The 22,865-nt window shown below is 63.5% G+C and carries 19 protein-coding genes; 8 read left to right on the top strand and 11 right to left on the bottom strand.

Annotated features, from left to right (window positions below):
- Positions 1 to 6: 6 nt before the first annotated feature.
- Entirely contained in the window at positions 7 to 888 is an 882-nt protein-coding gene (locus tag CBW50_RS02485; protein ID WP_086144216.1) for an alpha/beta hydrolase, read from the bottom strand.
- A gap of 216 nt (positions 889 to 1,104) precedes the next feature.
- Between CBW50_RS02485 and CBW50_RS02480 the strand changes: the two genes are divergently transcribed.
- The 5 genes from CBW50_RS02480 to CBW50_RS02460 all read left to right on the top strand — a co-directional run bounded on the left by CBW50_RS02480 (position 1,105) and on the right by CBW50_RS02460 (position 6,746).
- Entirely contained in the window at positions 1,105 to 1,629 is a 525-nt protein-coding gene (locus CBW50_RS02480) for a gamma carbonic anhydrase family protein (RefSeq protein ID WP_086144049.1), read from the top strand.
- Positions 1,630 to 1,633: 4 nt separating this feature from the next.
- Entirely contained in the window at positions 1,634 to 2,614 is a 981-nt protein-coding gene (hslO, locus tag CBW50_RS02475; RefSeq protein ID WP_086144048.1) for an Hsp33 family molecular chaperone HslO, read from the top strand.
- A gap of 153 nt (positions 2,615 to 2,767) precedes the next feature.
- Positions 2,768 to 5,182 (top strand): TonB-dependent receptor, encoded by a 2,415-nt coding sequence (locus CBW50_RS02470; RefSeq protein WP_226935361.1) that lies wholly within the window; start codon positions 2,768 to 2,770, stop codon positions 5,180 to 5,182.
- Positions 5,182 to 6,312 carry a glycerophosphodiester phosphodiesterase gene (locus tag CBW50_RS02465; RefSeq protein WP_086144047.1) on the top strand — a complete coding sequence of 377 codons (1,131 nt, stop codon included), beginning with the start codon at positions 5,182 to 5,184 and terminating at the stop codon, positions 6,310 to 6,312. The genes CBW50_RS02470 and CBW50_RS02465 overlap by 1 nt, the downstream gene beginning before the upstream one ends.
- A gap of 152 nt (positions 6,313 to 6,464) precedes the next feature.
- Positions 6,465 to 6,746, top strand: a complete 282-nt coding sequence (locus CBW50_RS02460; RefSeq protein ID WP_086144046.1) for a hypothetical protein — start codon at positions 6,465 to 6,467, stop codon at positions 6,744 to 6,746.
- 352 nt (positions 6,747 to 7,098) lie between these two features.
- Here CBW50_RS02460 and ftsB read toward each other — a convergent pair whose 3' ends face one another.
- The 3 genes from ftsB to CBW50_RS02445 form a co-directional block, all read right to left on the bottom strand.
- On the bottom strand, positions 7,099 to 7,422 hold the full coding sequence (ftsB, locus tag CBW50_RS02455) for a cell division protein FtsB (RefSeq protein WP_035821182.1): 324 nt from the start codon (positions 7,420 to 7,422) through the stop codon (positions 7,099 to 7,101).
- Positions 7,423 to 7,484: 62 nt separating this feature from the next.
- Positions 7,485 to 8,768: a phosphopyruvate hydratase gene (gene eno, locus CBW50_RS02450; protein ID WP_086144045.1), complete on the bottom strand. Its 1,284-nt coding sequence runs from the start codon at positions 8,766 to 8,768 to the stop codon at positions 7,485 to 7,487.
- Positions 8,769 to 8,909: 141 nt separating this feature from the next.
- Positions 8,910 to 10,562 carry a CTP synthase gene (locus CBW50_RS02445; RefSeq protein ID WP_086144044.1) on the bottom strand — a complete coding sequence of 551 codons (1,653 nt, stop codon included), beginning with the start codon at positions 10,560 to 10,562 and terminating at the stop codon, positions 8,910 to 8,912.
- Between the two features lie 246 nt (positions 10,563 to 10,808).
- On the opposite strand from CBW50_RS02445, the gene CBW50_RS02440 reads away from it, so the two are divergent.
- On the top strand, positions 10,809 to 11,216 hold the full coding sequence (locus tag CBW50_RS02440) for a PRC-barrel domain-containing protein (RefSeq protein WP_086144043.1): 408 nt from the start codon (positions 10,809 to 10,811) through the stop codon (positions 11,214 to 11,216).
- Between the two features lie 30 nt (positions 11,217 to 11,246).
- Here CBW50_RS02440 and CBW50_RS02435 read toward each other — a convergent pair whose 3' ends face one another.
- The 5 genes from CBW50_RS02435 to CBW50_RS02415 form a co-directional block, all read right to left on the bottom strand.
- Positions 11,247 to 13,502 (bottom strand): TonB-dependent receptor, encoded by a 2,256-nt coding sequence (locus CBW50_RS02435; protein WP_086144042.1) that lies wholly within the window; start codon positions 13,500 to 13,502, stop codon positions 11,247 to 11,249.
- A gap of 40 nt (positions 13,503 to 13,542) precedes the next feature.
- Positions 13,543 to 14,340, bottom strand: a complete 798-nt coding sequence (locus CBW50_RS02430; protein ID WP_086144041.1) for an energy transducer TonB — start codon at positions 14,338 to 14,340, stop codon at positions 13,543 to 13,545.
- Entirely contained in the window at positions 14,337 to 14,762 is a 426-nt protein-coding gene (gene exbD, locus CBW50_RS02425) for a TonB system transport protein ExbD (RefSeq protein WP_086144040.1), read from the bottom strand. Before exbD ends, CBW50_RS02430 begins: the two co-directional genes overlap by 4 nt.
- A 3-nt stretch (positions 14,763 to 14,765) precedes the next feature.
- Positions 14,766 to 15,518, bottom strand: a complete 753-nt coding sequence (exbB, locus tag CBW50_RS02420) for a tonB-system energizer ExbB (protein ID WP_086144039.1) — start codon at positions 15,516 to 15,518, stop codon at positions 14,766 to 14,768.
- A gap of 141 nt (positions 15,519 to 15,659) precedes the next feature.
- Entirely contained in the window at positions 15,660 to 16,571 is a 912-nt protein-coding gene (locus CBW50_RS02415) for a ChaN family lipoprotein (RefSeq protein ID WP_086144038.1), read from the bottom strand.
- A 276-nt stretch (positions 16,572 to 16,847) separates the two neighbouring features.
- Here CBW50_RS02415 and CBW50_RS02410 point away from each other — a divergent pair, with 276 nt between their 5' ends.
- A complete protein-coding gene (locus CBW50_RS02410) occupies positions 16,848 to 18,164 on the top strand; it encodes an FAD-binding oxidoreductase (RefSeq protein ID WP_086144214.1) in 1,317 nt (438 codons plus the stop codon).
- 83 nt (positions 18,165 to 18,247) lie between these two features.
- On the opposite strand, the gene CBW50_RS02405 is transcribed toward CBW50_RS02410, so the two are convergent.
- On the bottom strand, positions 18,248 to 18,721 hold the full coding sequence (locus tag CBW50_RS02405; protein WP_226935363.1) for a GNAT family N-acetyltransferase: 474 nt from the start codon (positions 18,719 to 18,721) through the stop codon (positions 18,248 to 18,250).
- Positions 18,722 to 18,760: 39 nt separating this feature from the next.
- A complete protein-coding gene (locus tag CBW50_RS02400) occupies positions 18,761 to 21,898 on the bottom strand; it encodes an error-prone DNA polymerase (protein WP_086144037.1) in 3,138 nt (1,045 codons plus the stop codon).
- A gap of 97 nt (positions 21,899 to 21,995) precedes the next feature.
- Between CBW50_RS02400 and CBW50_RS02395 the strand changes: the two genes are divergently transcribed.
- On the top strand, positions 21,996 to 22,781 hold the full coding sequence (locus tag CBW50_RS02395; protein WP_172404654.1) for a PhzF family phenazine biosynthesis protein: 786 nt from the start codon (positions 21,996 to 21,998) through the stop codon (positions 22,779 to 22,781).
- Positions 22,782 to 22,865: the final 84 nt, after the last annotated feature.

Here is a 22,865-nt window from a genome sequence, read left to right as displayed (position 1 = left end):
TTCCCGTCATGCTCGGGCGAGGAAGATTTCCACCAGGCGCGCCAGTTCCGCCGGCTGGTCATGGTGCAGCATATGGCCCGCATCCGCCATCATCTCGCAGCGCACATCCTTGATACAACGCAAACGCCTGTCGATTTCGATACGCGCCTCCGCTTTCGGCCCCATCCATTGCCACATATTCGTGTCGGCGGCCTCCACCCACAGCACGGGCGCCGTGATGCGGCGCCAGCAAGCCATCACCTCTTCCACCTGATACAGGATGGGGTTGACCCGCTTGTGCTGCGGGTCGCCGAGGATGTCCCACTCGCCCGCCTCGTTCTGCGCCGACCAGTGCTCGGCCAGGAAGGCCGCGCGGTCGTCCGGCAGGCGCGGATTGGTCTTTTGCAGGCGCTCGGCCACGGCCTGCCGACTGGGATAGCTGCGCATGGCGGGCGGCTCGCGCAATTCGGCTAGCCACTTGGCGTAGCGGCCCGGCGCCTGCTCCGGCCGCGTTGCCATCATGCCGAAGCCTTCCAGGTTGATGAAGCGGCTGATGCGTTCCGGCCGCACGCCCGCGTACAGGCCGGCCACGTTGGCGCCCATGCTGTGGCCGAGCAGCTTGACGGGAGCGTCGGGCGAATAGTACAGCAGCATGGCGTCCAGGTCGGCCAGGTAGTCGGGGAACCAGTAGGTGTCGGACTGCGTGTAGTCGCTCAGGCCAAAGCCGCGCCAGTCGGGCGCGATCACGTGCCAGTCGCCCTGCAACTCGTCGACGACGAACTGGAACGAGGCGGCCACGTCCATCCAGCCGTGCACCATGAACAGTATGGGCGCGCCTTCGCGGCCCCAGTGGCGCACATGCGTGCGGGCGCCGCGGATGTTGATGAATTCGGAACGGGAAAGTTTCATGGGTTTCATCGGATGCCTGCCTTGAAAGTGGCGCGAATGGCGCCACATGCTGTGTCTGTAGATAATGCGCATATAAAAGTACGACCGTTCGATAATTATACCGGATTGGCGGTCGGCGGCAGGACTTGTCCTGCAACAGCGTAAAATAGCGTACGCAGCGCAGTAACTTCCGCGTCCGGCCCTGCCCGGCGCTTCCACCACCGCCACGGGCTAACGATGACACTCTACCAATTGGGCGACTATGCGCCGCAGATTGATGCTTCCGCTTTTGTGGCCGACACGGCCAACGTGATCGGCAAGGTCACCCTGGGCGCGAACAGCTCCGTATGGTTCGGCGCCACCATCCGCGGCGACAATGAACGCATCAGCGTGGGCGCCAACAGCAATGTGCAGGAAGGCGCCGTGCTGCACACGGACCCCGGCTACCCGCTGGACATCGGCGAGAACGTCACCATCGGCCACCAGGCAATGTTGCATGGATGCACGATCGGCGACGGCGCCCTGATTGGCATCCAGGCCGTGGTCCTGAACGGCGCGAAGATCGGCAAGGGCTGTCTGGTCGGCGCGGGCGCCCTGGTCACGGAAGGCAAGGAATTTCCCGACAATATGCTGATCCTCGGCTCACCGGCGAAAGCCGTGCGGGCCCTGACGGCAGACGATATCACCAGGCTACAAGGCAACGCCGTGAACTATGTGCAGCGCGGCCAGCTATTTAATACGCAACTCAAGAAGATTGGATAAGAGAATGACGACTGAAACGACGGGCGCCGTCAGCGCCGCCGCCACCGGCCAGGATACCCTGCAAAAATTTATTTTCGACAACGCCGCCGTGCGCGGCCAGTTCATCGACGTCTCGACCACCTGGCAGGAAGTGGTGTCGCGCCACGCCTACCCGACGGCCGTGAAAAAAGTCCTGGGCGAAATGGTGGCGGCCGCCGCCCTGCTGTCGGCCAACCTGAAATTCAACGGCTCCATCATCATGCAGATCCACGGTGACGGTCCCGTGCGCCTGATGGTGGTCGAATGCGATTCGAACCTGCGCCTGCGCGCCACGGCCAAGCTGGACCCGGACGCTGCCATTGCCGACGGCGCCACCGTGCCGCAATTGCTCAACGCCACGGGCAAGGGCCGCTTCATCATCACCCTGGACCCGGCCGACAAGGTGCCGGGCCAGCAGCCGTACCAGGGCATCGTGCCGCTGGACGGCGACGACATGGCCACCGTCATCGAAAACTACATGCTGCGCTCGGAACAGCTGGACACGCGCCTGTGGCTGGCCACGGACGACACCGTCTCGCGCGGCCTGCTGCTGCAAAAGCTGCCCCACCACGGCGGCAAGGCCGAAGCGACGCCCGTGTCGGAAGAAGACGCACTCGACACCTGGAACCGCGCCGTGATGCTGGCCTCGACCCTGAAAGAGGCGGAAATCCTGTCAACCGATATCGACACCCTGATGCAGCGCCTGTTCTGGGAAGAGACGATCCGCGTCTTCGACCCGCTGCACCCGAGCTTCCACTGTACCTGCACGCGCGAAAAAGTGGGCAATATGCTCAAGATGCTGGGCGAGGAAGAGGTCAACAGCACCCTGGAAGAGATCGGCCATGTGGGCGTGAACTGCGATTTCTGCGGCCAGCACTACGATTTCGACAAGGTTGACTGTGCGCAATTGTTCATCACGGATGCGCCGGCCGAGGTGTTGATTCCGCCAGCGGCCAGCATCAATTGATCATTACACTTTCGCAATGAATCTACCGCGCCGCCCTTGAGGCGGCGCAATTGTTTCCGCTGTCATCGTCCCGTCATCAGTTCGTCATCAGCCCGTCACGCGCCGCCGTTACGCTGCGCAGCTTGTATTGCTTCCAATATTTTCCACAGGCTGATGATGACACCCCACTTGACGCTGGCCCTGCGCCGCCATTCCTTTCATGTTTTGCTGGGCGCCTGCGCCGCAGGCCTGTCCTTGCCGGCCCTGGCGCAAACGGCCGTGGCCGCCGCCGTGGCGTCCGCCACTACCGACATGGCAGCCTCTGCTGCCCCGGCGGCCGAGGACAATGCGCCCATGGCCACCGTGGAGATTTCCTCGCGCAAGACGCGTTCTTCGGTCGCCCTGAGCAAGAATGAAATCCAGAAAATCCTGCCCGGCACGAACCCGCTGAAAGCCCTGCAAACCCTGCCCGGCGTCAGCTTCCAGACGGCCGATCCATGGGGCAACAACGAGCAGAACCTGTCGCTGTTCGTGCACGGCTTTTCCGGCCAGCAACTCGGCTACACCATGGATGGCGTGCCGCTGGGCGACCAGCAGTACGGCAACTACAACGGCCTGTCGCCGCAGCGCGCCGTCATCAGCGAGAACGTGCGCAGCGTCGTGCTGTCCTCGGGCGCGGGCGACCTGGCCACGGCCTCGACGAGCAACCTGGGCGGCACCATCGAGACGTATTCCAGCGACCCGCTGGCCACGCGGGGCGCCAGCGTGCAGCAGACGGTGGGCAGCCACCGCACCTCGCGCACGTTTGCCCGCTACGACACGGGCGCCTTCGGCGACGGCAGCAGCGCCTATGTTTCCATCCTGCACCATGAGGCGCGGGCCTGGGACTTCGATGCGCGCCAGGGCGGCGACCAGGTCAACGCCAAATACGTCAACCGCAGCGAGGCGGGCAAGCTGACCCTGTTCTTCAACTATTCGGACAAGATCGAGCCGAACGAAGACAGCACCGTGCACGTGGCGGGCGAGACGAGCGCGCCGTACACGCGCCCCTTCCTGTACCCGGACTTCAAGACGGCCCTCAATTACCTGTCGCCCACGGGCGCCACGCCCGCCGCCGACGGCAATAATTACCGCAATTACTACAGCGATGCGCAGCGCACCGATTACCTGGCGTATGCCAAGTTCGACGCCAACTTGTCCGATGGCATGACCTGGTCCAACCAGATGTATTACCACAAGGATGACGGCGCCGGCGTGGTGGCCGGCCCCATCGGCGTGGCCGGCTTGCCGGGCCTGTTCAGCGTGTACTACCCGAAACAGAACCTGAAGGAAGTCTTCGGCAATTCCGGCTACGCCGTGCGCACGACGGAATACGACATCAAGCGCGGCGGCTTCCTTTCCACCGTGCGCAAGGAGCTCGGCAATCACCAGCTCGAAGCGGGCCTGTGGCTGGAGCAGAACCGCTCGTCCGCCTACCGCCGCTGGTATGCGCTCGACGTCAACCAGCCCACTTCGCCGTATGACCGCCCCAGCAATCCTTTGATCACGCAGTACGGCAGCGAGATCGACAACAAGGTGGTGCAGCTGCACCTGCAGGATGAATGGCGCATCCGCCCCGATATCGCCCTGCAGGCCGGCTTCAAGTCCAGCCTGCAGTTTGCCGATGGCCAATTCCCCGTGCAGCCGGCCAAGGGCGCCATCGCCGGCGGCTCGACGGCCTTGCCGATCGGCACCATCAACACGAAAAAATGGTTCCTGCCGCAAGTGGGCGCGCGCTGGGATGTCACGCCGCAAGACCAGCTGTACTTCAATATCCAGAAAAACATGCGCCAGTTCGTCACCTACGGCGGCGGCGGCGCCTCGCCCTGGAGCTTGTCGAGCCAGGCGGCGTTTGATCTGTTCAAGCGCGACGCCAAGCCGGAAACGGCCCTCACCTATGAAGCGGGCGTGCGCGGCAGCCACGCCTTGAGCCTGGGCGCCATCACGGCCATCGATGGCCAGGTCAACGTCTACCACGTCGATTTCAGCAACCGTTTGCTGCAGATCAGCCCGACGCCCGTGATTTCCTCCATCATCGGCGGCAACCCCGTGCTGGCCAACGTGGGCAGCGTGCGCACGGACGGCATCGATATCGCGGGCACTGTTCACTTCGGCAATAATTTCTCGTTCTACAATGCCCTGTCATACAACCGTTCACGCTATTCGGACAATTACTACAATGGCGCCGCACTCGTGCCGACGGCGGGCAAGAACGTGCCGGGCTCGCCGGAATGGCTGAACAAGTTCGTGGCTTCCGCTACGTTTGGCGATATCGAAGTGCAGCTGACTGGAGACTATGTGGGCAAGCGCTACGCGACATACACCAACGATTTGTCGGTCCCCAGCTATTTCCTGATGGGCCTGGGCGTGTCGGGCAAGCTGCCGGCCCTGGCCGGCTGGCTGAAAAACCCGCGCTGGCGCGTGAATGTGAGCAACCTGGCCAACCGCGAAGGCGCGCTGAACGTGGTGGTGGGCGCGGCCGACAAGACGTACAACACCTTCCCGATCGCCCCTCGCCAGGGCTTCCTGACCCTGACGGCGGATTTCTGATGCGCTCACCCATCCTCCCGCAACGGCACTTTTCGCGCCGCAGCTTCGTCCAGGCGGCCGTGGGCGGCCTGGCCCTGGCGGCGGCGCCGGGCTTTGCCGCCGGCCTGCTGGCCACGCCCCCGGCCCGTCCGCTGGTGTTCGCCCACCGGGGCGCCAGCGCCCTGCGCCCGGAACACACCTTGGCCTCGTATGCCAAGGCCATCCTCGACGGCGCCGACTACGTGGAACCGGACCTGGTGGCCACGCGCGACGGCATCCTCGTGGCCCGGCATGAAAGCAATCTGATCGACACCACCGACGTGGCGCGCCGGTCCGAGTTCGCCAGCCGGCGCGGCAAGAAGCTGGTCGACGGCGAATGGCACGAAGGCTGGTTCGTCGACGACTTTACGCTGGCCGAACTGAAGACCCTGCGCGCCGTCGAACGGCTGCCGAAAGTGCGTACCGGCAACACCTTATACGATGGACAATTCCAGATCCCCACGTGGGAAGAAATCATCGATTTTGTTGCAGCGCAATCTGCCGCCAGCGGCCGCGTCATCGGCCTCGTGCCGGAGCTGAAAAGCTCGACGTATTTCCGCGATGGGGGCCTGGCGCTGGAAGACCGTTTCCTGTCGACCATGCTGGCGCACGAATACACGCGCCGCGCGCCGATCGAAATCCAGTCCTTCGAAGTGGCGAATCTGAAATACCTGCGCGAGAAGCTGGGACGGCGCGCCAACGTGCGCCTGATGCAGCTGGTGGTGGGCGGCGACGTGCGTCCGATGGATGTCGTCAAGGCGGGAGGAAAGTTGACGTTTGGACAAATGACCTCGCCGGCCGGCCTGCGCGACATCGCCGCCTACGCGGACGTGGTGGCGCCGCCCACGCGGGGCGTCATCGCGCTGGGCGCCGACCAGCGCCTGGCAAAGCCCTCGTCCATCGTCGACGATGCGCACCAGGCGGGCTTGCTGCTGCACACGTGGACCTTCCGCCCGGAAAACCGTTTCCTGGCGGCCGACTTCCGCGATGGCAATGGCGACAATGCGCGCAACGAAGCCGGTTCCGTGGCCGAAATGCGGCGCTACGTCGAGACGGGACTGGACGGCTTTTTCAGCGATGATCCCGGCTTGGGGCGCATCGCCGCCGGATAAACATTTCGTAACAAATTCTTTTTCAGGGCGTGGCCGGCGGCTACGCCCTTATTATTCGTTTCTTGAATTTCTGAAATTGGAATTTGGAATTAGACATATATCGCCAACTCCATTATTGTGCAATGCAACAACAGACCATACATGGAGGGCATATGTCCACTTTTACCAACACCTACAGCAACGACGATAACTATTTCAGCAACCTGGGCCGCGCCACGCGCGCCTTCCTGGGCGCCCTGCTCGCTTCCAAGCCATACAGCGAACTGGCGCAGAAGGAAGTCATCGCCACGAGCACTGTCCGCAGCGCCGAAGACCAGCGCTATGTGCGTCCAAGCATGCGCGATATCGCCCTGCTGAACTCGGAAGCGGCCCGTTACGAGCACCTGATGCCGAACTTGGCCTCCGAACTGCGCTTCCTGGCCTCGCGCGGCTAAAAAACGCCCAGGGCGGCGTTGCCTGCGCCTCGCCGTAGTGCGTACTGTCTTCGGCTGGGCGCCTGGCCCTGGACGTTTTTTTAAGCTAACTATTTACTCACAAGGATTTTTATGATGTTTCTCGAAACCGCACTGATCGCCGTAGCCGTCGTCGTTACCGGCATCCATTTCTACCTGATCTCGACCGGCAAGGCCCGTTTCTGATCAACAAGCAGCAAGGCAGTCGCACCACGCCGCGCCATGCGGCCAGTCGCGTGCAGCAGTACAAAGTAGTCAGTACAAGGTAACAAGGCAGTCATTGACATGTCAGCCTGGCAATCGGTCCAGGCTGGCAAGCGGGAAGTCTTACTTCTTAGTGTGGCGCAGCAGCGTCCACCGGCGTTTCCAGCAGTGGCGGGGTCTGGCCCTTGCGCACGATCTGCACGAAAATCTCATTCTGCTTGACCATGCCCAGCTCATAGCGGGCACGCTCCTCGACGGCGCCCGTGCCGTCCTTCAGGTCGCGCACTTCGGACTCGAGCTTGGCGTTGCGCGCCTTCAATTCCATATTCTTTTTATTCGCCACCGCCACCTGGGCTTCCATGTCGGCAACGCGCAGCCAGCCGCCTTTACCCAGCCAGAGGGGAAATTGGATCAGCAGCAGCAGGGCTGCCAGAGCGAGCGTAATGAGGCGCATGGGGCATTCAGTTAAAAAACCGGCCGGAACATCTCCGGCCGGCCAGTGGGTTTTACAGCAGCTTACTTCAGATTATAGAACGCATCGCGGCCAGGGTAGGTGGCGATGTCGCCCAGGTCTTCCTCGATACGCAGCAGCTGGTTGTACTTGGCCATGCGGTCCGAACGCGACATCGAGCCGGTCTTGATCTGCAGGGCGTTCGTGGCCACGGCGATATCGGCGATGGTCGAATCTTCCGTTTCGCCCGAGCGGTGCGAAATGACGGCCGTGTAGCCGGCGCGCTTGGCCATTTCGATGGCGGCGAAAGTTTCCGTCAGCGTGCCGATCTGATTGATCTTGATCAGGATCGAGTTGGCGATGCCTTTCGCGATGCCTTCTTTCAGGATCTTGGTGTTGGTGACATACAGGTCGTCGCCGACCAGTTGCACTTTCTTGCCCAGTTCCTGGGTGAGGATCGCCCAGCCGTCCCAGTCGCCTTCGTGCATCGCGTCTTCGATCGAGATGATCGGGTACTTGTCGCACCAGGTCGCCAGCAGGTTGGTGAACTCGGTGGCCGTCAGGCTCAGGCCTTCGCCTTCCATTTCGTACTTGCCGTTCTTGTAGAACTCGGACGCGGCGCAATCGAGGCCGATGGCGATCTGCGTGCCTGGCTCGTAGCCCGCTTCTTCGATGGCCTGGATGATCAGCTTGATGGCTTCTTCATGGTTGGCCAAGGATGGCGCGAAACCGCCTTCGTCGCCCACGTTGGTGTTCAGGCCCTTCTTGTGCAGGATCTTTTTCAGCGTGTGGAACACTTCCGCGCCGTAGCGGACGGCTTCCTTGAACGACGGGGCGCCCACGGGAATGATCATGAATTCCTGGATGTCCAGGTTGTTGTCGGCGTGCGCGCCGCCGTTGATGACGTTCATCATCGGCACCGGCATCTGCATGGCGCCCGAACCGCCGAAATAGCGGTACAGCGGCAAGCCCGCTTCTTCGGCGGCAGCCTTGGCCACGGCCATGGAGACGGCCAGGATGGCGTTGGCGCCCAGGCGCGATTTGTTTTCCGTGCCGTCCAGGTCGATCAGGGTACGGTCCAGGAACGCCTGTTCATTGGCGTCCAGGCCCATGATGGCTTCGGAGATTTCGGTATTGATGTTTTCGCATGCTTGCAGCACGCCCTTGCCGAAGTAGCGCTTGGCGTCGCCATCGCGCAATTCCACGGCTTCGCGCGAACCGGTCGAGGCGCCCGACGGCACGGCCGCACGGCCCATCACGCCCGATTCCAGCAACACGTCGCATTCGACGGTCGGGTTGCCGCGCGAGTCCAGGATTTCGCGACCGATAATATCAACAATAGCACTCATGTCATTCTCCAAAGTTAAGCGTAACAGGGGCTGCACACTGCGTTCTGATGCGCAATTGCACAAAGGGGGCAAAGAAACTCCCGGCGGGAACGATCTGGCCGGGAGCTGTCTTACGGGTAATACTGTCGCAAGCGACCCGCGTTATTCTGCGGCGGCGTTGGCTTCCTTGTGCGCCAGCGCTGCCTTGATGAACGAGGTAAACAGCGGATGACCGGTGCGTGGCGTCGACTTGAACTCGGGATGGTATTGCACGCCCATATACCATGGGTGGGCATTTTCACCCGTGCGCGGCAATTCCATGATTTCGCACAAATCTTCGCTCGGCGTGCGGGCCGAGACGATCAGGCCAGCCGCTTCGACACGGGCCAGGTAGTGATTATTGGCTTCGTAGCGATGGCGGTGACGCTCGGTCACCACGCTGCCGTAGATCTCGGAAGCGAGGGTGCCCGGATTGACGGCGCAGGTCTGCGCGCCCAGGCGCATGGTACCGCCCAGGTCCGAGTTTTCATCGCGCAACTCGACTTTACCATCGTGGTTTTGCCACTCATTGATCAGTGCAACGACAGGTTGATCCGTATCAAGGTCGAACTCGGTCGAATTCGCGTTCGGCATGCCAGCCTTGTTGCGCGCGTATTCGATCAGGGCCACCTGCATGCCCAGGCAGATGCCCAGGTAAGGGATCTTGTTTTCACGGGCAAACTGGGCCGCCTTGATCTTGCCTTCCACGCCGCGCTTGCCGAAGCCGCCCGGCACCAGGATGGCATCGTACTTGGCCAGGTTGTCGCAACCGGTCGTTTCGATTTCTTCCGAATCGATGTACTCGATGTTGACGCGGCTTTCCGTGTGGATGCCGGCGTGGCGCAGCGCTTCGATCAGCGACTTGTACGATTCCGTCAGTTCGACGTACTTGCCGACCATGCCGACGGTCACTTCCGCCTTCGGGTGCTCCATCGTGTAGATCAGCTTGCTCCAGATCGACAGGTCGGCCGGCGCCGGGTCGAGGTCCAGCGCGTCGCAGATGATCTTGTCGAGGCCCTGGTCGTGCAGCATCTGCGGCACCTTGTAGATGGTGTCGACGTCCCACACGGAAATGACGGCGTCTTCCTCGATGTTCGAGAACAGCGAGATTTTCGCGCGCTCGTCTTCCGGGATGGCGCGGTCGGCGCGGCACAGCAAGGCGTTGGGCAAGATGCCGATTTCGCGCAGCTTTTGCACCGAGTGCTGGGTCGGCTTGGTCTTCAGTTCGCCGGCCGAGGCGATGTAAGGCACCAGGGTCAGGTGGACGAAGGCCGTATTCTTGCGGCCGGCGCGCAGGCTCAGCTGGCGTGCCGCTTCTAGGAAGGGCAAGGATTCGATATCGCCGACGGTGCCGCCGATTTCGCACAGGGCCACGTCGTAGCCTTCGGCGCCACGGCGGATGTAATCCTGGATTTCATTGGTGATATGCGGAATCACCTGCACGGTCTTGCCCAGATATTCGCCCCGGCGTTCCTTGCGGATCACCGATTCATAGATCTGGCCGGTGGTGAAGTTATTCACCTTTTTCATGCGGGTGGAGATGAAGCGCTCGTAGTGACCGAGGTCGAGGTCGGTTTCGGCCCCGTCGTCGGTGACGAATACTTCACCGTGTTGCATAGGGCTCATCGTGCCAGGATCGACGTTGATATACGGGTCGAGCTTGAGCATGGTGACTTTAAGGCCGCGCGATTCGAGGATCGCGGCGAGGGAGGCGGCGGCAATCCCTTTTCCAAGGGAGGACACAACGCCACCAGTGACGAAGACAAATTTGGTCATTGCAGATGGTGCCGAACGGCACGTGCGGGAAATTGAAATTATACACTAAAGCCCGCCTGCGTCGCCCCCCGCACGCGGAAATTTGCGCCAAATACCGACTATCCCCCGCCCTCCTGCTGTCTACGCACAACAAAATTACCCGATAGCAATAATTGAAATCTTTCCAATTCCATACTTTGTGTGGGCGAGCGAACAGACCCTGCCGCTCCCAGGCCGCAGACTGGCATTTTCAACAGGAGGTCCATCATGAGCTACGAAGAACGCGACGCCTACGGCATGTATGTCAACCGCGGCCACAAAGGCCCCGGCCCTGAACTGATGGGTGCCGACACCCTGATCGGCGACCATGTGCACAACGCCAGGGATGAACACCTGGGCGAAATCAAGGAAATCATGATCGACATGCGCAGCGGCAAGATCGCCTACGCCGTCATGTCGCACGGCGGCGTCTTCACCATCGGCGAAAAGCTGTTCGCCGTGCCCTGGGAAGCGCTGCTGCTCGACACCGTCAACAAGCGCTTCACCCTGAACGTCGACAAGGAGCGCATCGAAAACGCCCCCGGCTTCGATACGGATAACTGGCCGAACATGGCCGATACCACGTGGGCCAATTCCATCCATAGTTACTACGGAACGACACCACGCGAGTATTAATTCAGCCAAAGCGCGGGGCTGGGGTCTGGTTTAAAAGCGGTACTCCAGCCCCGCCACATACGTCCTGCCCCGCGCCGTGCTCAGCGGCGTGTTGTCCTGCGACTGCGACGGCATCGAGTTCAGCCGGTTCAGCGCTTCCGAGAAATCCTTGTTCATGGCGTTCTGCACGGACAGGCGCAGGAACAGGTTTTTCGACACCTGCCAGCTCGCATACAGGTCGATCACGGCCGGGATCTTCGGATTCTCGGCCTTCAGCACCTCGCCCGTCGCTTCGTCGGCTTCATTGTCGGGCGACAGGCGGCGGTTCGAGCCCGTGTGCTTGAGGATGGCGCCCACTTCCAGCTTGTTATCGAGCAAGCGCGTGCCCACGTCGAGGTTGTAATACACGCTGGGCAGCTCGCTGATGTCGGACGCGCCGAACCAGGCGCTGGCAATCGACGTCGGCTGGCGTGTCGTTTCGCGCGTGTACGACAGGCGCGCATACGCCGGGCCCAGCTGGTATTGCGCTTCCAGTTCCCATCCCCGCGAATACACGGGCGTGGCCGAGTTGATGTAGATATACATGTTGGTCATGTAGTCATCCACGTTCTGCCAGTCATTAGCCAGCACTTCCGCGATATTGCACTTGCGGCCGCGGTCGCACACGAGGAAGGACTGGCTGGTGATATAGCCGTCGATCTTGCTCTTGAAGTACAGGGCCTTGAAGTTCAGCACGTCGTTCTTGCTCAGCAAGCCATGCAGGCTGGAATTGAAACCCAGCTGGTAGGTCGTCGCTTTCTCCCCCTTCAGGAAGGGATTCATCGACGCCCCGCCGTCATTCGAGAAAAACACTTCCTGCGGATTCGGCCCGCGCATGGTGCGCTCGGCGCTGGCAAACGGCTGGAACCACGGCGTCAGCTGCGCGGAAACGAGCAGCGAGGGGTTGATGCCATGTTCCTTCAACGCAATATTGCTCGCCCCCTGCGGAAAGCATTGCACGCGCGGATCGCAGGCCGGCTTGTAGCCGGTCAAATCAAAGTGCGTGGTGTTGAGGCCCGCGCTGATCTGGTAGATGCTCCGGTTGTATTGCAGGCCCGCATACAGGCTGCTGATCTTTTGCACGCCCTCGGGGCCGAAGGTATTGTTTTCAATCGATTGCTGGTTCGCATCGGGGTTGTCCGGATCGTCGACCAGACTTTCCACGTGCTTGCTGTACTTGTTGCGCATCAGTTTGCCGCCGATGGTCACCAGCGCATCGCCGCCGGCCAGCCGGAAGCTGCTCGTGTTGTTGATGTCGACGGCGTCGGCGCGGTTGGCCGCGTGGGTGTTGATGAAATTGGTGAGCGCCGCGGGCATGTATTTCTGCTTGCCGCGACTGCTGCTGGCCACCACATTGAGGTTGATCAACTCGGAAAACGGCGTGTAGTGATATTTTACGTAGTAGTCATCGCTCTGGATATCGCGGCGCGTGAACGTATTGCGGTAATCGCGCGCCGACAGTTCCAGCGCGTGGAAATCGCTCAATGTGAGGTCCAGCTTGAGCAGCTGCGACTTGGGCTTTTGCTTGTAATAGCGGTTGTAGCCGAAACCGAATTCCTCGCTGTTGACGCCTTTCGCATTCGTGTAATTATTGCCGATCACGCTGGCGCTGGTGGCGGCCATGAAGCCCACGCTGCCGCCGTCGAAGGCGGGGTTTTTCATCGCCACGGCCAGCATGGCGCTGCGGCCCACGCCGTTATTTCCGGTCGACATCTTCGTGCGCGCTCCCACCTTTTCACCGGCGAAGACCACGTCATCGACGCCGATGGTGCGGAAGTTGGCGCTGCCGGCCAGCGCATTGACGCCGTCGCCGCCGACGACATTACCGCGCGACACGTCCACGCCGATGATGAAATTCGGGTCGATCAGGGCGCCGAACTGGCTGCTGGGCACGCCGCCGTGCGACACGGACGAGGGCGCGCTGCCATAGTAATTCTGGCTCACGCCATCGACCATCATGTTCACGCGTCCCAGGCCCGACAGGCCACGGATGTTGACGCTGACGGCGCCCTGCGCCGGATCGATCTGGGTAAACGTGCCCGGCATGCTGCGCACGATCTGATCGACCGGCTGCAAGCGCGTGTCCGCGCCGCGCGCGCTGACGGCGCCCGGCTTTTCCAGTGCCTGCTGTTCCACGGACACAGTTTCACCCGATACATTCAGCGGCGAAAATTCCACCTTGCCGCTTTCCTGCGACTGCGCCCCGGCCTGCTGTACCAGCAAGGCCATGCAGATGCCCACGGCCTGCGTCATTGTCTTGATATGCATACACCCTCGATTTGTTATGTGATTGAAAAAATGCGATAAATCAGCCGGCACCGTGGCCGCCTTCGGCGTCGAGCTTGAACGACACGGGCAAGGTCACCGTCACCGTGCCCTGGCGCAAGACGCTGGCGGGCGGCGCCGGCAGCGGCTGCGCGCGCTGCAGCACTTGCAGCGCCTCGCGGTCGAGCAGCACCGTGCCCGACGACGTGAGCAGCTCGCTGGCCAGCAGCTTGCCGTCGCCATCCACCTGGAAGCGCACCCAGGCGGCGCCGGCCCGCTTGCGCTGGCGCGCGTCGCCCGGATAGCGCTTGAAATGGGCCAGGTGGCCGAGTACCCGGCTTTGCCAGCTGGCCGGCGCCGCGCTGGCGGGCGGCATGTCGCTGTCGAACGGCGCCGCCTGCGGACCGCGCACGGAGCTTGGTGCCGGCGTGGCGCTGCTGCTGGCCTGCGCGGGCACGGACGCTTCCTTCGCGGCATCCTTGCCGGGATCAGGCGACGCACTGGCTTCTGCCTTCGCCTCTTTTTCCGCGGCGACGATCTGCGGTGCGGCGGCGCGCGCCAGCACGGGCAACGCTTGCTGCCTGGTCGTACTCTTTTTCGGTTGGGCGGCGCTGGACGCGGCCGACTGGCGTGCCCCTGCCGCTGCCGCCTGTTGAGTCTCCGGCGACATGGCCTGTGCCGCAAAGACCACCATCACGCTGGCCGCCGGGTTGGCGGGCACGACGGTGACGGGCTGCCAGCCGGCCCACAGCAGCAGCGCCAGTGCGCCCGTCACCACCAGCGAGGTGGCGATGCCCCAGTTCAATACCGGACGCGGCGCCGGCGTGGACGGCGCACTCACCCGCCCTCCCGGCCCACCAGGCCCACTTTCAGATAGCCGGCCCGGCGCAGGGCATCCATGACGCCCAGCACGTCTTCATACGCGGCCTGCTTGTCGGCCTGGAAGAACAGGGTGCGCTGGCGGTCGCCGCCCGTCTGCGCGTCGAGCCGGCTGCCCAGCTGCTCGCGCGCCACGGGCGCTTCGCCCAGATACAGGCTGCGGTCGGCCTTCAGGGAAACGAACAGGGGCTTGTCGGGACGGGGTTCGGGCTGGGCCGTGGCGGCCGGCAAGTCGATCTTCAGGTCGACGGTAGCCAGCGGCGAGACCACCATGAAGATGATCAAGAGCACCAGCATCACGTCGATGAAGGGCGTGACATTGATCTCGCTCAATTCCGGCATGTCGGCCGCGTCGTCGTCCGGCGAAGGGAAAAGGGACGCCATGGCTCAGGCCTGCTGGCGCGTGTCGAGGTCGCGGCTCAGCATCAGCAGCACTTGCGCCGAGGCGGCCCGCAGCAGCGCCTTGTACTGGTTGATGCCGCGGCTCAGGACGTTGTAGATGACGACGGCGGGTATCGCCGCCACCAGGCCCAGCGCGGTAGCCAGCAAGGCTTCCGCGATGCCGGGCGCGACGGTCGCCAGATTCGTGCTCTGGCTGACGGCGATGCCGATGAAACTGTTCATGATGCCCCACACGGTGCCGAACAGGCCGACGAAGGGCGCCACGGCACCTATGCTGGCCAGCAAACCGATGCCTTGCGTCATGCTGCGCACCTGCTGCGCAATGAACTGTTCCTGGCGAAAGCCGGCCCGCTCCTTCAGGGCCGCCGCAGGTGCATTGGCGTGCGACAGGTTCAGTTCCTGCTGCACCTCGTCGAGCAACCGTTGCGCCAGGCCAGACGCCCCGCTCTTTACTGCCGCGTCCGGCAAGGAGGCCGCCGACTTCAGCATGGCGACGGCTTGCGCCGCGTCGCGCCGCGCCTGCAGCAAGCTGGCGCCCTTCACCAGCAAGACTACCCAGGTGGCCAGCGCGGCGATCAACAAACCGATGAGCACGCTTTTCACCACCTGGTCGGCGGCGAAAAACATGCCCAGCGGCGACATGTCGTGCGGCAAGGCGGACGCTTGCGCCATGGCATGGAATAGGAAAAGAAATACGCCGCCGGCGGCGGCTTTGACATACAACAAGGGGGTACGCATGGTAGCTTCTACAGTTAACAGGCATGGCTGCGCCAACGGCGCGCACGCGCATGCAAAAAAATCGGACGGACTACCTGGCTGCTGCGAAGAGGCTTGCTGGGGAGGAGTGCCGGGCTGAATGCCCAGCGGAGTTGCAACGGCTTACTTGGCGCTGGCGACGGCGGGCGCCGCCACCGGCGTGTACCACACAAAATCCGCCTGCGGCGCCTGCACCGCGGCGCCCTGCTGCGCCAGCACCAGCACCAGCGGCGCGGGGCCGCCCGTCAAGTCCTGCACGTGCAGCGGCACGCCCAGGTCCTTGTGCGCATGGTAGGCGCCGGCGATCAGCACGGCGGGAGCGGGCGCGGCCAGCAGGCGCTCGGCCATGCGGCGGTCGCGCTGCTGCTGCACCGACAGCATGGCGGCCAGGCGCGGCGCGTCGATCTGGTTGTCATGCATGACGCGGATGATGTCCTTCAATTTGTCATGCACTTTGCCGTCGTTGGCCAGGTTCGAGTGCTTGCCCTGCACGGCAGGCTGGTCGACAAACAGCTGCTTGATTTCGCTGCGGTCCAGATTGGCCGACCAGACGGGATACGGCGCGCGCATCACGGTCATCACCAGGTCGCCATATTGCGCCCACTTCCAGCTCGGTTGCCAGGCCAGCAGCTCGGCGACGTGTTCGGGGCGCACGACGGGGTCCGTCTGCAGCCACGGCTTGACCTTGTCCACCTTGGCTTGCTGGTCCGGGTTCAGCATTTCCAGCAGCACGCTGCCTTGCGGACGCTGGCCCTGCAACTGCTGCAGCAGCCACTGCTCGATCCGGTGATGGCTGAGCTGGTCATGCTGCTCGCCGACGATGACGCGCGGCGCGGCGGCCAGCCGGTCCAGCAATTGTTCGGCAGTCACGCGCTGGCCGCTGCGCAGGTCGACGATCTCGCCCAGCTGGCGCACGTCTGGCGAAGCGGCGGCAGTCGCGGTGGCAGCGTCAGTGACTGGAGCGACGCTGCTGCAGGCGCTCAGCGCCAGCACGCAGGCGGGCAGGACAGCGGCGAAGGACAGGGGGAATCTCATGGGCATGGCCTTTCGGGTGGAAGCACGCATTGCAAAATAACTACTGGCGGGCATTCTAATGGAAATGATTCTCATTTACAACCAATGCACGGCCCGCGATGCGGATTTTTTTACAACCGGCAAAAATGGCGCCTCGGTGAAATCCCCGCACGCGGAGTAGAATAAAAAAAACGGAGGACTTGCGTGAATCAAACTGACCAGTTGGCGGTACTGAAAAAACCGCTGCCCCCATCCCTTGCTGCCGTACTTTCCCTGATCTTCGCCGACCGCTTTTCCATGACGCAAGCCATGCGCGCACACCATGGCCGCGACGAGTCGAGCTATCCCCCCATGCTGCCCGACGCCGTCATCTTCGCCCATTCCACCGAAGAAGTGGCGGCCGCCGTCAAGCTGTGCAGCGCGCACGACGTGCCTGTCATCGCCTACGGCAGCGGCACCTCGCTCGAAGGCCATGTGCTGGCCCTGCATGGCGGCGTGACGATTGATCTGTCGCAAATGAATCACATGGTAGCCGTGCACAATGAAGACCTGACGGCCACCGTGCAGGCGGGCGTCACGCGCAAGCAGCTCAACGACGACGTCCGCGACACGGGCCTGTTCTTCCCCATCGACCCGGGCGCCAATGCCTCGCTGGGCGGCATGGCCGCCACGCGCGCCTCGGGCACGAACGCCGTGCGTTACGGCACCATGCGCGAAAACGTGCTGGCCCTGACTGTGGTGACGGCCGACGGGCGCATCATCAGGACAGGGACCAGGGCGAAAAAATCGTCGGCCGGCTACGACCTGACGCGTTTGTTCGTCGGCAGCGAGGGGACCCTGGGCATCATCACGGAAGTGACCGTAAAGCTGTATCCGCTGCCCGAGGCGATCTCGGCGGCAGTCTGTTCGTTTCCCGGCACGGGCGAGGCCGTCAGCGCCGTGATCCAGACCATCCAGATGGGTATTCCCGTGGCGCGGGTCGAGTTTCTCGATGAAAACGGCGTCAAGGCCATCAATGCCTACGACAAGATGGCGCTGCCGCAAAAACCATTATTGCTGTTTGAATTCCACGGCACGCCGGCCAGCGTGGCCGAGCAGGCGCAGCTGGTGCAAGCCATCACGGCGGAACATGGCGCCAGCGATTTCGAATGGGCCAGCCGCCCCGAAGACCGCTCGCGCCTGTGGGCCGCGCGCCACAACGCCTATTTCGCCCTGCTGCAGATGCGCCCCGGCAGCCGCGCCATTTCCACCGATTGCTGCGTGCCGATTTCGCGCCTGGCCGAATGCATTCTCGCCACCCAGGCTGACTGCGAGGCGCAGGGCCTCGTCTACGCCATCATCGGCCACGTCGGCGACGGCAATTTCCACGTGCAGATGCTGGTCGACCCGGACGACCCAAACGACATCGCCCGCGCGGAAAAGGTCAACAGCGACATGGTCACGCGCGCCATCGGCATGGACGGCACCTGCACGGGAGAACACGGCGTGGGCATGCACAAGATGGCCTTCCTCGTGGAAGAACATGGCGAAGGCGGCATCGACACCATGCGCGCCCTCAAGCACGCGCTCGATCCGAAGAACATCATGAATCCGGGCAAAATTGTCAGGTGGTAGGTCGCTCTTTCGGGATCGGCATTTTTCCCACTGGGAAAAATGCCCCCGCCGGGTCTGCCCCGGCCCTTGCCGTTGGGTGATTTTTATAAATCCATGCGCATCGGCACGAAAGCGATGCCGCCCGTCTCCACCTTGGGCCCGGTGGCAACAAAGCCCAGGCTTTCGTACAGGGGCAAGGCGTAGGCCGAGGAATTGACGGTAAACGCCGTCACATCGCCCCTGGCCAGCGAGGCATCGCGGGCGGCCTGCCACAGGCGGCGCGCCATGCCGCGCCGGTGCAGCGCGCGCGGCACGAACATGTGGAACAGATGCGTGTTGTCGCGCATGGCCACCACGCCGGCCAGCTCGCCGTCGATATGCGCGAGCTGGTAGGCATAGCGCATATCGGACAGATAGCCTTCGATGGCCGGCTGGCGGCAGTGCTCGATGAATTTTTCCGCCCCCGCGCCGTCCGGGTGCAGGGTCAGAAAGGGCATCAGGTCGTCGATCAGGGCGACAATGGCGGGCGCGTCGGCTACCAGGGCGGGACGCATGATCGGTTCGGGTAATGTTGTCATCTTCAAATAATGCCATGCCCTCTGCCCCACCGGCAACTCTCAGCAGAAATCGCGGCTGCTCGTGCGCAGCCGCCCCAGCAAATGCGACATGTCGACCAGGCGCCTGGCCACCAGGTTGCACACCATGCCCTCCCTTTGCCACACGCCGTACACGCCCAGCAGCGGCGCGCTCAGCACCTCGCGCCGCTGGCTTTCCACCAGGTCGGGCCAGACGATGACGTTGACCGTGCCCGTCTCGTCTTCCAGGGTCATGAAGACGACGCCCTTGGCCGTGCCCGGACGCTGGCGCACGGTGACGATGCCGCAGGCGCGCGCCACTTGCCCGCTCGTGTACGTCATCAGGGTGGATGCGGGCAGGAAGCGCTGTGCCAGCAATGACTTGCGCAGCAGCGCCAGCGGGTGGCGGCCCAGGGTCAGGCCTTGCGCGCGGTAATCGCTGACGATGCCCTCGCCTTCCGTCGGTGCGGCCAGCACGGGCAAGTCTTCCTCCGGCGTGGTGGAACGCAGTAAATCCCTGTCGGGCACGGCGCCGGCCGCCTGCCACAGGGCTACGCGCCGGTGGCCGGCCAGCGCGTGCAGGGCGTTGCCGGCAGCGAGCACCTGCAAGTCATGGCGGTCCAGGCCGCCGCGCCGCGCCAGGTCGGCCACGTCGGCGAAGGCGGCGATGGCGCGCGCATCCTCGATGCGCCCGGCCGCCTGCGCGCGCATGCCGAACAGGCTGTTCAAGCCCAGGCGCACGGCCGGCGCCCTCCCCTCGCCTTCCAGCGCCGCCTCCCAGCCGCTGACGGCCACGTCGACGGGCAGCACCTGCACGCCATGGCGGCGGGCATCCTGCACCAGTTGCGAGGGGCTGTAGAACCCCATGGGCTGGCTGTTGAGCAAGGCGCACAGGAAGGCGGCCGGTTCATGGCATTTCAGCCAGGAACTGGCGTAGGTCAGCAGGGCGAAGCTGGCCGCGTGCGACTCGGGAAAACCGTATTCGCCGAAACCCTCGATCTGGCTGAAGATGGCGTCGGCAAACTCTTTTTCATAGCCATTCTTCACCATGGCATTGACGATGCGCTCCTGGTAATTGTTCATGCCGCCCTTGCGTTTCCACGCCGCCATGGCGCGCCGCAACTGGTCCGCTTCGCCGGGACTGAAATCGGCGGCGATGACGGCCACCTGCATCACCTGTTCCTGGAAAATCGGGATGCCGAGGGTGCGCCCCAGCGCCTTTTCCAGTCCCTTCGGATACACGACGGCTTCCTTCTGCTGGCGCCGCTGCAGATACGGATGCACCATGCCGCCCTGGATGGGCCCGGGGCGCACCAGCGCCACTTCGATGACGAGGTCGTAGAATTTGCGCGGGCGCAAGCGCGGCAGCATGCTCATCTGCGCGCGCGACTCGATCTGGAACACGCCGATGGTATCGGCCTCGCACATCATGTCGTAGGTGGCGCGGTCTTCGGCGGGAATATCCTGCAGCCGGAACTGCTCGCCGCGCCGCGCGCCCACCAGCTCCAGGGCGCGGCGCAGGGCCGACAGCATGCCCAGCGCCAGCACGTCCACCTTCATCAGGCCCAGCTCTTCCAGGTCATCCTTGTCCCACTCGATGACGCTGCGCCCGGCCATGGCGGCGTTTTCTATCGGCACCAGGCGCGACAGCTTGCCTTGCGCAATCACAAAGCCGCCCGGATGCTGCGACAAATGGCGGGGAAAGCCCAGCAGCTGCTGCGCCAGCGAGGCCCACTGCTGCGACAGTTCCGCCTGCGGGTCGAGACCGCATTCGGCCAGGCGGTTCAACAGATCGTGCTTGCCGTCGAACCAGCGGTGCGCCTTGGCCACTTTTTCCACGATGGCCAAGTCGATCCCCAGCGCCCGGCCGCTGTCGCGCAAGGCGCTTTTCGGCCGGTAGCTGATCACCACGGCCGCCAGCGCGGCCCGCTCGCGGCCATATTTGTCGTAGATATATTGGATGACTTCTTCGCGCCGCTGGTGCTCGAAATCGACGTCGATGTCGGGCGGCTCGTTGCGTTCGCGCGACATGAAGCGCTCGACCAGCGAATTGCCGCGCGCCGGGTCCACTTCCGTGATGTGCAGGCAATAGCAGACGGCTGAATTGGCGGCCGAGCCCCGGCCCTGGCACAGGATGTTTTGCGCACGCGCAAAACGCACGATGTCGTAGACGGTCAGGAAATACGCTTCGTAGGAAAGATCCCGGATCAGTTCCAGCTCATGCTCGATCTGCTGCTGCACGTTGGCCGGAATACCGAGCGGAAAGCGCACGCGCGCGCCCGCATATGTTTCCTCGCGCAAATAGGTCGCCGGCGTGTGGCCGTGCGGCACCAGTTCGCCGGGATAGTCATAGCGCAGGCTGTCCAGCGAAAATGTGCACAGGCTGGCGAGGCGCACGGTTTCCGCCAGCGCTTGCGGCGGATACACATTGGCCAGGCGCAAACGGGCGCGCAGATGCTGCTCCGCGTTTTGCGCCAGCGCATAGCCGCACTCGCCCACGGGTTTACCCACGCGTATCGCGCACAGGGTGTCGAGCAGGGGCTTGCGCGAGCGCACGTGCATGCACACGTGGCCGACGGCCACCACGGGCAAGCCCAGCGCCTGCCCCGCCTCCTGCACGGCGCCGCGGTGGGCGTCATCCTGCGCCCGCTGCAGCAGGTTCAGGCCCACCCAGCTGCGCTCGCCGCCAAAGGTGGCCGCCATCCACGCGCCGTGCGCGCGCAGCGCCTCGGGCCGGGCCGGATAGCCGGGCAGCAAGACCATCAGGCAGCCGGGCAGCCCCCGCAAATGGGCGAACTGCGCCGACGGCGCGGCGAAATCGTCGGGCGTCAGCAAGTAGCGCCCCTTGGCCGCCCGCGTGCGCGCCATGGTGATCAGTTCCGACAGATTGCCATAACCGTCGGCATCGCGCACCAGCGCCAGCAGCGACGGGCCCGCGCTGCCGTCGGCCTGCGTCAGGTGAAAATGCGCGCCTATGATCAGGGGAAAACCGGCCCGCTTGGCCACCGCATGGGCGCGCACGACGCCGGCCAGCGAACACTCGTCCGTGATGGCCAGCGCCTTGTAACCGAGCTGGACTGCGCGCGCCACCAGTTCCTGCGCATGCGAGGCGCCATGCAAAAAGCTGAAATTGCTCAGGCAGTACAACTCAGCATACTCGGGTAAGACTGCGCCCCACATGATCCACCTCAATACTGTATGCAAACACAGTATATTATACTCATCTGGAATCGCCCTTATCGTTTATGCTGGTGTTTTACCCTTTGCCTCGAGCGCCATGATCGTCCACTTATTAAAATGTTTCGGCGCCGCGCCCGGCGGCGGCAATGCGGCGCTGGTCGTGGAAAACGACGGCGGCAGCGAAGCCGAGCGCCAGGCCTTCGCCCGCGAGCGGCAAGTGAGCGCCTGCGTCTTCCTCGACCGCCAGGCGGACGGCGGCATCGTGCTCGACTATTTTTATCCGCACACGCGCAGCCCCCTGTGCCTGCACGCCACGCTGGCGGCCGCGCACGTGCTGCTGACGGCGCCCGGCGCCCCGGCAAACTTGACGCTAACCACCGCCATGCGCGGGCAAGCACTGCGGCTGCTGCGCCGCGCGGAAGGGATATTCATTGGCCTGACTTCGCAGCCGGCGCCGGCCGTCACGGTGGAAACATATGTGCCGTCGGAACTCATGGGCCAGCACATGCACTTGCTGTCGCCGCCCGTGATCGCCTCCGTCGGCAGCCCGAAGCTGCTGCTGGAAGTGGCCGACCGCACCACCCTGCGCGCGCTGCGGCCCAATCTGGAACTGATCGCCGACTGGAGCGCCCTGCACCAGGTCAGCGGCTGCTACGCGTATTGCCGCACGGGCGAGAACGAATACGAGGGGCGCAACTTCAATCACCGCGATCCGGCGCGGGAAGACAGCGCCACGGGCGTGGCGGCGGGCGCCCTGTCAGCGCATCTGCAACAGTCGCTGCGCCTGCATCAGGGTCACGTGATGCAGCAGCCGTGCCTGATCGAGGTGCACTACGGCGCAGACGCAATCTGGGTGGGCGGCATGGTGCAACGCAGCACCTGAACGGGGCAGCGCGCACCGGTACAAGGCAAGCGGGGCAGCGGCCAAAAGATAATCAACCAGGAAACAACAGTTACAGTAAATTTG

Source organism: Janthinobacterium sp. GW458P, assembly GCF_002127585.1.
In the GTDB taxonomy this organism is placed as follows: domain Bacteria; phylum Pseudomonadota; class Gammaproteobacteria; order Burkholderiales; family Burkholderiaceae_D; genus Janthinobacterium.
Note: the sequence above shows the minus strand (reverse complement) of the source record. Positions and strands in the feature narration are given on the sequence as shown.

Excerpts from the sequence above, each read along its gene's own strand:
- CBW50_RS02485 (WP_086144216.1), bottom strand. The coding sequence starts at position 888 with ATGAAACTTTCCCGTTCCGAATTCATCAACATCCGCGGCGCCCGCACG.
- CBW50_RS02480 (WP_086144049.1), top strand. The coding sequence starts at position 1,105 with ATGACACTCTACCAATTGGGCGACTATGCGCCGCAGATTGATGCTTCC.
- hslO (WP_086144048.1), top strand. The coding sequence starts at position 1,634 with ATGACGACTGAAACGACGGGCGCCGTCAGCGCCGCCGCCACCGGCCAG.
- CBW50_RS02470 (WP_226935361.1), top strand. The coding sequence starts at position 2,768 with ATGATGACACCCCACTTGACGCTGGCCCTGCGCCGCCATTCCTTTCAT.
- CBW50_RS02465 (WP_086144047.1), top strand. The coding sequence starts at position 5,182 with ATGCGCTCACCCATCCTCCCGCAACGGCACTTTTCGCGCCGCAGCTTC.
- CBW50_RS02460 (WP_086144046.1), top strand. The coding sequence starts at position 6,465 with ATGTCCACTTTTACCAACACCTACAGCAACGACGATAACTATTTCAGC.
- ftsB (WP_035821182.1), bottom strand. The coding sequence starts at position 7,422 with ATGCGCCTCATTACGCTCGCTCTGGCAGCCCTGCTGCTGCTGATCCAA.
- eno (WP_086144045.1), bottom strand. The coding sequence starts at position 8,768 with ATGAGTGCTATTGTTGATATTATCGGTCGCGAAATCCTGGACTCGCGC.
- CBW50_RS02445 (WP_086144044.1), bottom strand. The coding sequence starts at position 10,562 with ATGACCAAATTTGTCTTCGTCACTGGTGGCGTTGTGTCCTCCCTTGGA.
- CBW50_RS02440 (WP_086144043.1), top strand. The coding sequence starts at position 10,809 with ATGAGCTACGAAGAACGCGACGCCTACGGCATGTATGTCAACCGCGGC.
- CBW50_RS02435 (WP_086144042.1), bottom strand. The coding sequence starts at position 13,502 with ATGCATATCAAGACAATGACGCAGGCCGTGGGCATCTGCATGGCCTTG.
- exbD (WP_086144040.1), bottom strand. The coding sequence starts at position 14,762 with ATGGCGTCCCTTTTCCCTTCGCCGGACGACGACGCGGCCGACATGCCG.
- exbB (WP_086144039.1), bottom strand. The coding sequence starts at position 15,518 with ATGCGTACCCCCTTGTTGTATGTCAAAGCCGCCGCCGGCGGCGTATTT.
- CBW50_RS02415 (WP_086144038.1), bottom strand. The coding sequence starts at position 16,571 with ATGAGATTCCCCCTGTCCTTCGCCGCTGTCCTGCCCGCCTGCGTGCTG.
- CBW50_RS02410 (WP_086144214.1), top strand. The coding sequence starts at position 16,848 with ATGACGCAAGCCATGCGCGCACACCATGGCCGCGACGAGTCGAGCTAT.
- CBW50_RS02405 (WP_226935363.1), bottom strand. The coding sequence starts at position 18,721 with ATGACAACATTACCCGAACCGATCATGCGTCCCGCCCTGGTAGCCGAC.
- CBW50_RS02400 (WP_086144037.1), bottom strand. The coding sequence starts at position 21,898 with ATGTGGGGCGCAGTCTTACCCGAGTATGCTGAGTTGTACTGCCTGAGC.
- CBW50_RS02395 (WP_172404654.1), top strand. The coding sequence starts at position 21,996 with ATGATCGTCCACTTATTAAAATGTTTCGGCGCCGCGCCCGGCGGCGGC.